Annotated in this window: 11 protein-coding genes and 1 pseudogene; 6 read left to right on the top strand and 6 right to left on the bottom strand. The window is 68.3% G+C overall.

Going from position 1 to position 13022, the window contains the following annotated elements:
- Both AVT10_RS10895 and AVT10_RS10890 read left to right on the top strand, forming a co-directional pair.
- A pseudogene (locus AVT10_RS10895) lies at positions 1–715 on the top strand (histidine-type phosphatase); the annotation flags it as partial.
- A 13-nt stretch (positions 716–728) separates the two neighbouring features.
- Positions 729–1253 carry a gamma carbonic anhydrase family protein gene (locus AVT10_RS10890; RefSeq protein WP_066690948.1) on the top strand — a complete coding sequence of 175 codons (525 nt, stop codon included), beginning with the start codon at positions 729–731 and terminating at the stop codon, positions 1251–1253.
- Here the strand turns inward: AVT10_RS10890 and AVT10_RS10885 are convergent.
- Both AVT10_RS10885 and AVT10_RS10880 read right to left on the bottom strand, forming a co-directional pair.
- Complete coding sequence (locus AVT10_RS10885; RefSeq protein WP_066690944.1) at positions 1237–1785, bottom strand: hypothetical protein; 549 nt, start codon at positions 1783–1785, stop codon at positions 1237–1239. The two genes, AVT10_RS10890 and AVT10_RS10885, sit on opposite strands and share 17 nt — an antisense overlap.
- Before the next feature lie 40 nt (positions 1786–1825).
- Complete coding sequence (locus AVT10_RS10880; RefSeq protein ID WP_066690942.1) at positions 1826–3319, bottom strand: UxaA family hydrolase; 1494 nt, start codon at positions 3317–3319, stop codon at positions 1826–1828.
- Positions 3320–3383: 64 nt separating this feature from the next.
- Here AVT10_RS10880 and uxaC point away from each other — a divergent pair, with 64 nt between their 5' ends.
- Both uxaC and AVT10_RS10870 read left to right on the top strand, forming a co-directional pair.
- Positions 3384–4793, top strand: a complete 1410-nt coding sequence (gene uxaC / locus AVT10_RS10875; protein WP_066690940.1) for a glucuronate isomerase — start codon at positions 3384–3386, stop codon at positions 4791–4793.
- Positions 4790–6205, top strand: a complete 1416-nt coding sequence (locus AVT10_RS10870; RefSeq protein WP_066690938.1) for a mannitol dehydrogenase family protein — start codon at positions 4790–4792, stop codon at positions 6203–6205. The genes uxaC and AVT10_RS10870 overlap by 4 nt, the downstream gene beginning before the upstream one ends.
- Positions 6206–6449: 244 nt before the next feature.
- Here AVT10_RS10870 and ogt read toward each other — a convergent pair whose 3' ends face one another.
- Positions 6450–6965: a methylated-DNA--[protein]-cysteine S-methyltransferase gene (gene ogt, locus AVT10_RS10865; RefSeq protein WP_232307975.1), complete on the bottom strand. Its 516-nt coding sequence runs from the start codon at positions 6963–6965 to the stop codon at positions 6450–6452.
- A 113-nt stretch (positions 6966–7078) separates the two neighbouring features.
- On the opposite strand from ogt, the gene AVT10_RS10860 reads away from it, so the two are divergent.
- Complete coding sequence (locus AVT10_RS10860) at positions 7079–7849, top strand: bifunctional transcriptional activator/DNA repair enzyme AdaA (protein ID WP_066690935.1); 771 nt, start codon at positions 7079–7081, stop codon at positions 7847–7849.
- Positions 7850–8153: 304 nt separating this feature from the next.
- Here the strand turns inward: AVT10_RS10860 and AVT10_RS10855 are convergent, their stop codons facing one another.
- The 3 genes from AVT10_RS10855 to AVT10_RS10845 are packed head-to-tail and all read right to left on the bottom strand — an operon-like array spanning position 8154 to position 12585.
- Positions 8154–10139 carry a M3 family metallopeptidase gene (locus tag AVT10_RS10855; protein ID WP_332307333.1) on the bottom strand — a complete coding sequence of 662 codons (1986 nt, stop codon included), beginning with the start codon at positions 10137–10139 and terminating at the stop codon, positions 8154–8156.
- A gap of 11 nt (positions 10140–10150) precedes the next feature.
- Positions 10151–11503 (bottom strand): L-serine ammonia-lyase, encoded by a 1353-nt coding sequence (locus tag AVT10_RS10850; RefSeq protein ID WP_232307974.1) that lies wholly within the window; start codon positions 11501–11503, stop codon positions 10151–10153.
- Positions 11500–12585, bottom strand: coding sequence for a PLP-dependent cysteine synthase family protein (locus tag AVT10_RS10845; RefSeq protein ID WP_066690951.1), 1086 nt, complete (start codon positions 12583–12585; stop codon positions 11500–11502). Before AVT10_RS10845 ends, AVT10_RS10850 begins: the two co-directional genes overlap by 4 nt.
- A gap of 14 nt (positions 12586–12599) precedes the next feature.
- On the opposite strand from AVT10_RS10845, the gene AVT10_RS18250 reads away from it, so the two are divergent.
- Positions 12600–12755: a hypothetical protein gene (locus AVT10_RS18250; protein ID WP_157092748.1), complete on the top strand. Its 156-nt coding sequence runs from the start codon at positions 12600–12602 to the stop codon at positions 12753–12755.
- Positions 12756–13022 lie beyond the last annotated feature (267 nt).

Here is a 13022-nt window from a genome sequence, read left to right as displayed (position 1 = left end):
GGCGATCACCGCCTATACCGGCGGGGTGAACGCGCTGACCGCCCGCCATGCCGCCACGATCCGCGAACTCGACCGCGTGCTCGGCTGCGGCCTGCCCGCGGGCTGTTCGACGCCGGGCCTGGCGACGCTGAAACCCTCCGCCGATGGACGCGGCGTCGACTTTACCGGGCCGATCCGCGCGACGTCGGGCACCGCGCAGGTGATCCTGCTGCAATATGCCGAGGGGATGCCGATGCGCGACGTCGGCTTCGGCCGCGCCGATGCCGCGACGATCCGCCGGCTGGGCGCGCTCCACGCCGCGCTGTTCGACGTCTTCACCCGCTCACCCTATATGACCGCGCATCAGACCGGGCCGGTCGGCGACCATATGCTGCGGACGCTCACCGCCGCGAATGGTCCGCGCCTCGAAGTGCTGGTCGGCCACGACACCAACGTCACCGCGCTGGCGGCGGCACTCGGCGTCGATCTCGACGCGCCCGGTTTCGCGCGGAACGATGCGGCCCCCGGCGGCGCACTCGTGCTGACCCGCAGGTGGGACGCGCGGGGACCGTATGTCACCGTCTCCTACCGGGTGCAGCCGCTCGACGCGATCCGTAAGGGGACTGCGAAGGTGATCGATCGCCCGATCTCCATCCCCGGCTGTGCGAAGCGCTGCCCGCTCGACCGGTTCGACAAATTGTTGCGCGCGAAACTCGCCCCCGTCGTCGCGGGATGATAGCCTCCGCGCCATGCCGATCTACGCCCTCGCCGACGCCACTCCCGACCTTGCCTCCGACAGCTGGGTCGCGCCGTCCGCCGACCTGATCGGCGCGGTGCGGCTGGGGGCGGGGGCCAGCATCTGGTTCGGCGCCGTGGTCCGCGCCGACAATGGCGCGATCGTCATCGGCGCGCGCAGCAACGTGCAGGACGGCGCAGTCCTCCACAGCGACCCCGGCGCGCCGCTGACGCTGGGCGAAGACTGCACCATCGGCCACCGCGCGGTGCTCCACGGCTGCACCATCGGCGACCGCGTGCTGATCGGCATGGGAGCAACGGTGCTGAACCACGCGGTGATCGGCGAGGATTGCGTGGTCGGGGCAGGGGCGCTGGTGACCGAGGGCAAGAGTTTTCCGCCCAAGAGCTTGATCGTCGGCGCCCCGGCACGCGCGGTCAAGACGCTGACCGACGAGCAACTCGCCGGGTTGCGGATGTCGGCGGCGGTGTATGTTGGGAAGGCGAAGCGGTATCGCGACGGACTTACTGCACTTGGTTGATCGTTCGCCGGTCTGACGTCGGTTCGGACGTTGCCGGTCGGTCCTGCCGGTCGATGAACAACACCCGGTCCACAACGATGGCATGTCGAGCCAGCCCGAAATGGCCGTAATTGCCGGGAATGACGGTCCTGCGACCGATGAAATCGATCCGGTACAATCCCTCTGCCGCTTGCTTCACGCGCGGATCAATGGGGTCCTTGAACTCGATCCAAGTATAGACCGGCTGCGGATCGGCATCCGGTTCGATCTGGCATCGCGTCGCTGGCGTCTCGCAGAACACGTGGCTTTCAAACGAATTGCGCCACAGTCCCTGCCAGCGTCGGGGCAAGGACGTCTTGTAACACTCGTCGGTATCCTGAGGCATCGCGCCAATGCCGCCAAATTGCATCTTATTGGGGCATTCTGGGGTCATGCCCGGTAGTGCAGCATCGAAAAAATTCATTTCGGCGTCGGAATAGCGCTTCGCTGGTGGGTCACAGCCGGCCAGAAACAGGACCGGCAGCGCGATCAGGGGCAGGCAGCGGCGCGACATGGCGCATTAGTGGGCCAGCGATGCTGGGCGGGCAAGCCGCCTACAGCGTAACCCCCGACTTCCAAATCCCAATCGCGCGTTCCTCGTTTGCCTCGTTCCGCGCCGGCTCGCCCGACGCCACCGCCACGATCCGCGCCAGCAACGCATCCGCCGCCGCATCCTGCCCTTCGTCCAGCGCGATGCTGGCGTCGAAATCGATCCACCCCCCCTTGCGCGTCGCCAGATCACGATTGGTCGCGATCTTCATCGTCGGCACCGGCGACCCCAGCGGCGTGCCCCGCCCGGTCGAAAACAGCGTGATCGTCGCCCCCGCCGCCGCCAGCGCGGTCGTCGACACCGCATCGTTGCCCGGCCCATCGACCACCGACAGCCCGGCCTTCCGCACCGGCTCGCCATAGTCGAGCACGTCGGTGACGGTCGCCACGCCGCCCTTCTGTACCGCGCCCAGCGACTTTTCCTCCAGCGTGGTGATCCCGCCCGCGATATTGCCGGGGCTGGGATTCTCCGACACCGGCTCGCCATGGTCGAGGAAATAGCGCTTGAACCGGTTGGTCACCTCGACCAGCCGGTCGAACACGGCTTCATCGGCACAGCGCGCCATCAGCAGCCGTTCCGCCCCGAAAATCTCGGGGATTTCGGTCATCAGCACCGTGCCGCCCGCCGCCGCCACCCGGTCGGTCATCCGCCCGATTAGCGGGTTGGCGGTCAGCCCCGACATCGAATCGGACCCGCCGCACTTCACGCCCAGCCGCAGCGCCGACAGCGGCACCGGCACCCGCTTCGCCGTCGCCGCTTCGGCCAGTTCGTCGACCGCCGCCATCGCTTCGGCAAACTCGTCGGCGCTCGCCTGCGCCCGCACCGTCCGCACCCGCGCCAGTACATCGGCGGGCAGTCGCGCGAGCATCGCATCCAGCTGGTTCGATTCACACCCGAGGCCGAGCAGCACCACGCCCCCGGCATTGGGATTGCACGCCAGCGCCGCGAGGATCGCGCCCGTCCGGTTCAGGTCGTCGCCCAGCTGCGAACAGCCGAACGGATGGTTGAACGCATGCACCCCGTCGACCCGCCCGGTATGGCGCGGCCCCGCCAAGCCTGCGATCCGCTCGCCCAGCCGCCCGACACAGCCGACCGTCGGCAGCACCCAGATTTCGTTGCGCGTACCCACGCTGCCATCGGCACGGACATAGCCGGCAAAGCCCGGCTCCGCGCGACGTTCGGCCTGGGGCGGCAGGGCAGGGACGTAGCGATAGGCATCCTCGCCCGACAGCGCCGTCCGGACATTGTGGACATGGACATGCTCGCCCGCCGCAATGTCCCGCGTCGCCACCCCGAACGCCGCGCGATAGCGCCGCACCGGAGCGCCCGCAGCCACCGCCCGCACCGCGATCTTGTGCCCCTGGGCAATGTCCTCCCGCGCCACCACGGTCGCATCGTCGAACCGCACCGCGCCCCCCGCCGCCACCGGATCGAGCAGCAGGGCGACGTCGTCGTCGCGATCGACCCGGACGGCGCGGGCAGGATTTGGGTCAGCCATTGCGGCTAAATAGACCGTTGCCAGCGCTGGCACAATGTCGCATCGAAGGCGCAAGGAGACTGAAATGCCCGCGCTGCTGCTGAACCCCGACCGCCTGTTCCCGGCCGATCCGACGACGCGCGGCATCGTCCGCAGCCTCTATGCCGCCGTCCGCGACCTGCCGATCGTCAGCCCGCACGGCCATACCGACCCGGCCTGGTTCGCGACGAACCGCCCATGGACCAACGCGACCGAGCTGCTGCTGTCGCCCGACCATTATCTGTTCCGCATGCTCTACAGCCAGGGGATCGCGCTCGACGACCTCGCCGTCCCGCGTCGCGACGGGACGATCGTCGCCGATCCGCGCAAGGCATGGCGGGTGTTCGCCGCCCACCAGCATCTGTTCCGCGGCACCCCGTCGCGGCTGTGGCTCGACCATGTGTTCGGCGCGGTCTTCGGGTTCACCGAAGCACTGACCGCCGCCAATGCCGACGACTATTACGACCGGATCGGCGAACTGCTCGCGACCGACGCCTATCGCCCGCGCGCGCTGTTCGACCGGTTCGGCATCGAACTGATCGCGACGACGGAAGGCGCCGACGACCCGCTCGACCATCACCGCGCGATACGGGAAAGCGGCTGGGGCGGGCGGGTCGTCACCGCCTATCGCCCCGATGCGGTGATCGACTGCGAACACGAAGCCTTTCGCGGAGCGCTCGCCACATTCGCCGAACTGACGGGGGAGGACGTCCATAACTGGACCGGCTATCTGAACGCCCACCGCAAACGGCGGCAGGACTTCATCGCCGCCGGCGCCACCTCGACCGACCATGGCCATCCGACCGCGCGTACCGCCAACCTCTCGCCCGCCGAGGCCGAAGCCCTGTTCGCCAAGGTCGTCGCAGGCGCGGCGGATGCGACCGATGCCGAACTGTTCCGCGCGCAGATGCTGACCGAAATGGCGCGCATGTCGATCGATGACGGGCTGGTGATGCAGCTTCACCCCGGATCGTTCCGCAACCACAATCGCGGCCTGTTCGACGCCTATGGTCGCGACAAGGGCGCCGACATCCCGACCCGCACCGATTATGTCGCGGCGTTGAAGCCGATGCTCGACGTCGTCGGCACCTCGACCGAACTGACCGTCATCCTCTTCACGCTCGATGAATCGACCTATGCCCGCGAACTGGCGCCGCTGGCGGGCCATTATCCCTGCCTGAAGCTCGGCCCGGCATGGTGGTTCCACGATTCGCCGGAGGGGATGCGCCGCTTCCGCGAGATGACGACCGAGACGGCCGGCTTCTACAACACCGTCGGGTTCAACGACGATACCCGCGCCTTCCTGTCGATCCCGGCGCGCCACGACGTCGCCCGCCGCGTCGATTGCGCCTTCCTCGCCCGACTGGTGGCCGAACATCGGCTGGACGAGGAGGATGCGCACGCCGTCGCCCACGACCTGGCCTATGGCCTCGTCAAGCAGGCGTACAAGCTGTGAGGCTGTCCGACGCGACGCTTGGCCATCTGCCGGCCGCCATAGCCCGCCCCGATTACGACCGGAGCGCGCTGACGCCGGGCATCGTCCATATCGGCCCCGGCGCGTTCCATCGCGCGCATCAGGCGGCCTATGTGGACAGCATCTTGCGGCGGGACCCGCGCTGGGCGATCAGCGCGGTCGCGCTCAACTCGACCGGGGTCGCCGATGCGCTGGCGCCGCAGGACGGCCTCTATACGCTGGCGTTGCTAGGCGCGGAGACGCGGCACCGCGTCATCGGCTCGATCACCGAATTGTTGACGGCGCAGCGCCGCGACGCGATCCTGTCGCGCATCGCCGCGGCGTCCACGCGGATGGTGACGACCACCGTGACGGAGAAGGGCTATCACCTCGACTGCAGCGGCGCCCTCGACATGGAGCATCCCGCCATCGTCCGCGAACTAACCGGCGCGGAGCCGTCGACCCTGTCCGGCTGGCTGGTCGCCGGCTTGGCGGCGCGCCGGGCGGCGGGCGGCGGCGCGATCACGCTGCTGTCGTGCGACAATCTCGCGGACAACGGCCATCGCTTCCGCCGCTCGGTCCGCGATCTCGCCGCCGCGCGCGATCCCGATCTGGCGAGGTGGATCGACGACAACGTCCGCTTCCCCTCGACCATGGTCGATTCGATCACGCCTGCCACCGACGACGCCCTCAGGGCATCGGTCCTTGCCGCCACCGGGCTGGAGGATGCATGGCCGATCCAGCGCGAAGGCTTTGCGCAATGGGTGATCGAGGACGATTTCGCCGGCGACCGCCCGCCCTTCGATCTTGCCGGCGCAAAATTCACCCGCGATGTGCGCGGGTTCGAAAACGCCAAGCTCCGCCTGCTGAACGGCGCGCATTCGTCGCTCGCCTATCTCGGCATCCTGTTGGGCCTGACGACGGTGCGCGACGCGATGGCCTGCGCCCCGCTCGCGGCGTTCGCCGAACGGCTGATGCGGCAGGATATCGCGCCGTCGATCACGCCGCCTGCCGAAATGGACCTGTCGGCCTATATCGATGCGGTGTTGGCGCGCTTCGCCAACCCGGCGATCGCGCACCAGCTGGCGCAGATCGCGTGGGACGGATCGCAAAAGCTGCCCTATCGGCTATGCGACACGATCCGCGACGCGCGGGCGGCCGGGCGTTCGGTCGAGCGGCTGGCGGTGCCGATCGCCGCATGGTTCCGCTTCCTCGAACGACGCAAGGCCAGCGGCGAAAAACTCGTCGACCCCCGCGCCGATGCGCTGCTGGCGCGGGCAGGGGAGCCAGCGGCGTTGCTGACAATGCGCGATGTTATTGGCGACCTGGGCGAGGACGCGGAGTTCGTCGCGGCGGTCGAGAGGGCCTATGCCTTGTTGGCACCGGGTGGAGATGTGAGCGCGGCGTTGGTCTAAAGAAGATTGGTTCACGCGAAGGGCGCGAAGAAGGGAAGGTAGATTGTCGCGCAGAGGCGCAGAGGGCGCGGAGAGGTTGTGCTTGATGCAGCCTCATCCGCGCCAGCGGCTTCATTTCCCGTTGCAAAGGGCGCTACGGTCTTCCGGTCGCGCACCGACCGCGCGGGACGCAACCCCTCTGCGTCCTCTGCGCCTCTGCGCGAAACATCACTCTTCCCTTCCTCGCGCCTCCGCGTGAACCCAATTAAACCAACCCGACCCCCTCATGCGCCAGCAACCACCGCTTGCGCTCCAGCCCGCCGCCATAGCCGGTCAGCGCCCCCGACCGACCGATGATCCGGTGGCACGGCACGACGATCGCGATCGGGTTCGATCCGTTGGCGAGGCCCACGGCCCGCACCGCGCCCGGCCGATCGATCGCGGCGGCGATGTCGGCATAGGCGACCGTCCTTCCCGCCTCGACAGAGCGCAGCGCAGCCCACACCGAACGCTGGAACGCGGTTCCCCCGGTCGCGGTCGGCAGCCCGTCGATCGCCGTTACGTCGCCCGCGAAATAGGCGGTCATCGCCCGCATCGCGTCGCTGGTCCGTGTCGCCGGCACGACCTGCCAGCCGCCCGGCCCGTAGTGCAGCCGCAACAGCCGCTCCATCCGCGCACCGAAATCCTCGAATTCCAGCACGCGCAGCACCCCGTCGCCATCGGTCAGGATGGTGATCGTCCCCACCGGGCTGGGGAGCAGTTCCTGATACAGCATCATCATGCCTGGCAATCTGGCTGCGCACCGGATCGACTGCCAGCGGAAAACGGACATGACGCCACGCCCATGTCCGATTTTCGCTAGTCGCAAGCCGTGCCGTCGATAAGGTCACACCCATGCTCGACCCCGACCAATGCTATGCCGCGATCCAGCGGCGCGACCCGGCGATGGACGGGCTGTTCTTCACTGCGGTGCACACCACCCGCATTTATTGCCGCCCGGTCTGTCCGGCGCGCACGCCCGACCGCGCCAACGTCACCTTCCACGCCAGCGCGGCGGCGGCGCAGGCGGCGGGCTATCGCCCCTGCCTGCGCTGTCGCCCCGAAACCGCACCCGACAGCCCGGCCTGGGCCGGCACGCTCGCTTCGATCCACCGCGCGCTGCGCCTGATCGACGACGGGGCACTGGCGGAGGGCGGCGTCGCGATGCTTGCCGAGCGGCTGGGGATGACCGACCGCCATCTGCGCCGGCTGTTCGTCGAACATCTGGGTCTCACCCCGCTCGCGATCGAGGCGACGCGGCGGCTGCACCTCGCCAAGCATCTCGTCCACGATACCCGCCTGCCGCTGACCGACATCGCCTTCGCCGCCGGCTATGGCAGCGTGCGCCGCTTCAACGAGGCGTTCCAGTCCGCCTTCGGCCGCGCTCCCTCAGCCCTGCGGCGCGAAGGCGCGCTACCCGATCCCGCCGCGCCGATCACGGTCACCATCGCCCATCGCCCGGATTTCAACCCCGGCGGCCCCGTGGAGATCGCCCTGCCCGAGGGCCACGCAGAGGTCACGCCGGCCGGTGACCGCACCCTGCGCATCACCCTGACCGACGTGCCGCTCCCCGCGCTGGGCCGTGCCATCGCCGCCGCGAAACGCGCGGTGTTCGCGGGCGGGTGAAACGCCTTTCCTACACGGTGACGGGCGGTCAGGATGGCGACCGCTCTTTCCCATCGTGATCGCTCGCTACCGCAAAGCCCGGCAGAATGCGTAACCCCGGACTTGATCCGGGGTCCCGCTTCTCCGCCTGTCGCAAAACCACGCCGAACGCGACATCGTGCAAACTTCCGCCGGCAAAGGTGACACTGCGCCACCTTCGGTCACCGAAAAAAAAGCAGGCTAAATCAACTCACTATGACTTGGCGGTCAATGCCGACAGGCTCGCGCAAACATTCGAATCCCGCAACCTTCGTCAACTTCCGCCTCACACCAGCCCATGCCGCGCCAGCATCGCCGCCGGATCGGGATCGCGCCCCCGGAACGCGCGGAACAGCTCGATCGCCGGCCGCACCGCCCCTTGGCTCAGCACCGTCTCGCGCAGCCGGTCGCCGGTCGCCCGGTCCACGGTCCCCGCCTCGACGAACGCGGCAAAGCCGTCCGCCGCCAGCAACTCCGCCCAAAGGTAGCTGTAATAGCCCGCCGCATAGCCCCCGGCGAAGATGTGGGCGAAGCTGTTGGGGAAACGGTGCCATGCCGGCGGCCGCACCACCGCCACTTCGTCGCGCACCGCCTCGATCACCGCCATCGGGTCGTCGCCCTGGGTGCCCAGATGCAGCAACAGGTCGAACATCGCGAACTCGATCTGCCGGACCAGGAACATGCCCGACTGGAACCGCCGCGCCGCCAGCATCCGCTCGAACAGGTCGCGCGGCAACGGCTCGCCCGTCTCGACATGGTCCGACATGGCGGCCAGCACGGAGGGCTCCCATGCGAAGTCCTCCATCAACTGGCTCGGCAGCTCCACCGCATCCCATTCGAACCCGGTCGTGCCGGCAATGTCCGGGCGCGGCACACGGGTGAACAGGTGGTGCAGGCAATGCCCCGTCTCGTGCAGCAACGTCGTCACGTCGTCATGGCTCAGCAGCGGCGTGGCCCCGCCGGTCGGCGCGAAGTTGCAGACCATGTACGCGACCGGCAGGCTGGCATCGGTCAGATAGGGGCGGGCAGGGGCCATCCACGCGCCGCCCTTCTTGCCCGGTCGCGCATGCAGGTCGAGGTACAGCCCGGCGAACACGCCGCCCTCGTCCGCCACGTCGTAATAGCGCGCATCGGGGTGGTAGGTCGTGACGTCGGGCCGCGCGGTCAGCGTCAGCCCGAACAGCTGCCCCAGCAACGCGCGCCATCCGGCCAGCACCCGGTCGACCGGGAAATACTGCTTCACCACCGACTGGTCGATCGCATGGGCATGCCGCTTCAACCGGTCGCCGACAAAGCCGATATCCCAGGGTTGCAGGTCGTCGATCCCCAGATGCTCGGCGGCAAAGGCACGCAGTTCGGCAATCTCCGCCTCGGCATGCGGCCGTGCCCGCTGCGCCAGGTCGCGAAGGAACGCCAGCACCTCGCCCACGTCCGGCGCCATCTTGGTGCTGAGCGACCGGGCTACGGAATCGGGAAAGCCCAGCAGCCGCGCCGCTTCGTGGCGCAGCTCGAGGATGCGGCGGATGCGCGGACCATTGTCGAACTTGCCCGCATCGGGCCCCTGATCCGACGCCCGCGTGCCATAGGCGCGATAGACCTCGGCGCGTAGGCTCCGATCCTCGGCAAAGGTCAGCACCGCGACGACGCTCGGCTGTTGTAGTGTGACCACCCATCCGGTCAGCCCGCGTGCTTCGGCGGCGGCGGCCATCATCGCCCGGTCCGCCTCCGACAGCCCGGCCAGCCGCGCCTCTTCGGTCACGTGCAGCGTCCACGCATCGGTCGCGTCCAGCACCGCGCTGGCGAATGCGGTCTGCAACGCCGACAGCTCGGTCGCGACTTCCTTGAACCGCTCGCGCGCGGTGTCGTCCAGCGCGACCCCGGCCAGCGTCCGGTCGCGGATCGACCGTTCGACCGCGACCCGGTCGGCGTCGTCCAGCTGGGCGAAGTCCGGCGTCACCGCCAGCGACCGCAGCGTGTCGAACATCGCGCGGTCCTGCTGCGCGGCGATGCCCCGCTCGGTCAGCACCGCCTGTCCCGCCGCATGCGCCGCGCGCAGCTCCGGCGTGTCGGCGACCGCATGCAGGTGCCACACGCTCGACCAGAAATTGTCGAGCGCCACATCGGCCTGCTCAACCGGCAACCAGGTGGCGGCAAAGCTCGGCTCGGCGGCCTTGGCGGCGTCGGCCGCTGCATCGCGCTCGGCCAGCAGGGCGTCGAGCGTCGGGACGATCGTGTCGGGCGTGATCGCGGCGAAATCGGGCAGTGCAGACAATCCGGGTTCCTTCAGCATTCGACGACGTTGACCGCCAGGCCGCCCTGGCTGGTTTCCTTATACTGGCTTTTCATGTCCTCACCCGTCTGGCGCATCGTTTCGATGACCTGATCGAGGCTGACGATGTGGCGGCCGTCGCCGTGCAGCGCCAGATAGGCGGCGTTGATCGCCTTGATCGCGCCCATCGTGTTGCGCTCGATACAGGGGATCTGCACCAGCCCGCCGATCGGGTCGCAGGTGAGGCCGAGATTGTGCTCCATGCCGATCTCGGCGGCATTCTCCACCTGCGCCGGCGTCGCGCCCAGCGCTGCGGCAAGCCCTGCGGCCGCCATCGAACAGGCGACGCCGACCTCGCCCTGGCACCCCATCTCGGCCGCCGAGATCGACGCGTTCTGCTTGTAGAGAAAGCCGATGGCAGCAGCGGTCATCAGCAGTGCCTGCGCGCCCGCACGCGTCGATCCATGGACGAAGGTCTCGTAATATTTGAGCACCGCCGGGATTACCCCCGCCGCGCCGTTGGTCGGGGCGGTGACCACGCGCCCGCCCGCTGCATTCTCCTCGTTCACCGCCAGCGCCCACAGGCTGACCCATTCGAACACGACGCTGGGATCGGTACGCGGGCCACGCTCCAGCAGCTTTTCGCGGATCGCCCGCGCGCGGCGCTGGACCTTCAACCCGCCGGGCAGTTCGCCGCTGCCGGCGCAGCCCCGGTCGATCGACCCCAGCATCGCCGCGCGCACCGCGTCGAGGAACTCCAGCGTCTCTGCCTCCGGCCGCCAAGCGCTTTCGTTCGCCGCGACGATCTCGGCGATCGACTGGCGGGTGTCGGCGCATAGCGCGAGCAGGTCGTTGCCGGTCGCAAAGGCGTGCGGAAGCGTCAGGTTGATCCGCGGCGGCGCCTCGCCCTCGCCCCGGATCGCGCCGCCGCCGACCGAATAGTAACGGCGGGTGATCCGGCTGCCATCGGTGAGCACTGCGGTGCACGCCATGGCGTTGGGATGGCCGGGCAGGAAACCGGGGTGGAACACGATGTCGCGCTCGGGATCGAACGGGAGCGGGGTCTTGCCAGCAAGAATGAGGCGGTGGTTGGCGCGTATCTCTGCGACGATTCCTGCCACCGCGTCCGGATCGACACCCTCCGGTGTTGCGCCCGACAGCCCCAGCAGCACTGCGATGTCGGTCGCATGGCCCCGCCCGGTCAGCGACAGCGATCCGTACAGGTCGCAATAGACGCGCTCCGGCACGATCGCGTCCTCGGCCAGCATCGTCGCAAAGGCATGGGCCGCGCGCATCGGCCCGACTGTGTGCGAACTCGACGGGCCGATGCCGATGGTGAAGAGGTCGGTGATGCTGAGCGGGATCAAGCCGCCGCTCCCAGGAACGCCGTATAGCGCGCCGCCGCCGGTCGCCAGTCCAGCCCCCGCGCCGCCAGCCAGTCGTCATCGAAATAGGTGTCGCTGTAGCGCAGCCCCGAATCGCACAGGATGGTGACGACCGATCCTTCGGCCCCGACGGCCGCCATCTCGGCGATCAGCGCAGCGCAGGCGACGATGTTGGTCCCCGTCGATCCGCCGACGGGGCGGCCAAGCCGCTGGCTGAGTGCACGCATCGCGCCGATACTGTCGGCGTCGTCCACCGCAATCATCCGATCGATGACGCTGGGCACGAAGGACGGCTCGACCCGCGGCCGGCCGATCCCCTCGATCCCCGAACAATCGCCCTCGACAGTAGTAATCGACGGATCGGCGAAGTGGCGATGGAAGACCGAGCCTTGCGGATCGGCCACGCACAGCCGTGTACTGTGCCGTCCATAGCGGATGAAGCGGCCCAGCGTCGCCGAGGTGCCCCCGGTGCCCGCACCGCACACGATCCAGCTCGGCTCCGGATGATCCTCCTTCGCCAACTGGGCGAAGATCGATTCGGCGATGTTGTTGTTGCCGCGCCAGTCGGTCGCACGCTCGGCATAGGTGAACTGGTCGAGATAATGGCCGCCATGCGCATCGGCCAGGTCCTGCGCAGCGGCATAGACCTCGCGCGGATCATCCACGAAATGCACCTCACCGCCCTGAAAGCGGATCGCGGCGATCTTGGCGCTGGCGATGCTGCGCGGCACGACCGCCACGAACCGCAGCCCGAGCAGGCGCGCGAAATAGGCTTCGGACACCGCCGTCGATCCGCTCGTCGCCTCCACCAGCACGGTATCGCGCCCGATCCAGCCATTGCACAGGCCGTAGAGGATCAGCGACCGCGCGAGCCGATGCTTCAGGCTCCCCGACGGGTGCACCGATTCGTCCTTCAGGTAGAGGGTGATCCCTGGCGTCGCCGGCAGTTCGACCCGGATCAGATGCGTATCCGCCGAGCGACAAAAGTCCGCCTCCAGTCGCCGGATCGCCTCGCGGGTCCAATGGCGGTCTTCGGAGCGTGCAGCGGCGGGGGCGGGGGACACGATCAAATCCTCTCATGCAGGCGCACGTTCGTCGCGCGCGGGTGCATCCTTATGGCGCGGCGACAGGCGAGGGGGAAGGTATCGTTCGAAACGACTTGCCGGAGGCCGCCGGACAGCCGCCAGCGATCGAAAACGACATGGAACCGAAAAAACTGCAAAAACGTTGTTGACGCCTTCCGAAGCCGCCCATATAAGCAGCTTCACCGGACGACGAGACGCTCTTCGCTTCTCCCGCCGGTCGCCTCGCTGGCCTTCGGGTCGCTTCGCAGAAGCGGATAGCGAGTTTGCTCTTTTCTAGCCGGGACGCGGTGCCGATCAATTGATTGGCGCCTCTGTTCCGGTCCTCCTATCGCCGGTTCGCTGGCGCTTCAACCGAAAGGTTTGAGGCAGGAATGTTCTTTGACATTGTTGATGTAGATGAAGGGACATGTGGGCGG

This window comes from Sphingomonas hankookensis (assembly GCF_001619955.1).
GTDB classification, from domain to species: domain Bacteria; phylum Pseudomonadota; class Alphaproteobacteria; order Sphingomonadales; family Sphingomonadaceae; genus Sphingomonas; species Sphingomonas hankookensis_A.
Note: the sequence above shows the minus strand (reverse complement) of the source record. Positions and strands in the feature narration are given on the sequence as shown.

Excerpts from the sequence above, each read along its gene's own strand:
- AVT10_RS10890 (WP_066690948.1), top strand. The coding sequence starts at position 729 with ATGCCGATCTACGCCCTCGCCGACGCCACTCCCGACCTTGCCTCCGAC.
- AVT10_RS10885 (WP_066690944.1), bottom strand. The coding sequence starts at position 1,785 with ATGTCGCGCCGCTGCCTGCCCCTGATCGCGCTGCCGGTCCTGTTTCTG.
- AVT10_RS10880 (WP_066690942.1), bottom strand. The coding sequence starts at position 3,319 with ATGGCTGACCCAAATCCTGCCCGCGCCGTCCGGGTCGATCGCGACGAC.
- uxaC (WP_066690940.1), top strand. The coding sequence starts at position 3,384 with ATGCCCGCGCTGCTGCTGAACCCCGACCGCCTGTTCCCGGCCGATCCG.
- ogt (WP_232307975.1), bottom strand. The coding sequence starts at position 6,965 with ATGATGATGCTGTATCAGGAACTGCTCCCCAGCCCGGTGGGGACGATC.
- AVT10_RS10860 (WP_066690935.1), top strand. The coding sequence starts at position 7,079 with ATGCTCGACCCCGACCAATGCTATGCCGCGATCCAGCGGCGCGACCCG.
- AVT10_RS18250 (WP_157092748.1), top strand. The coding sequence starts at position 12,600 with ATGCAGGCGCACGTTCGTCGCGCGCGGGTGCATCCTTATGGCGCGGCG.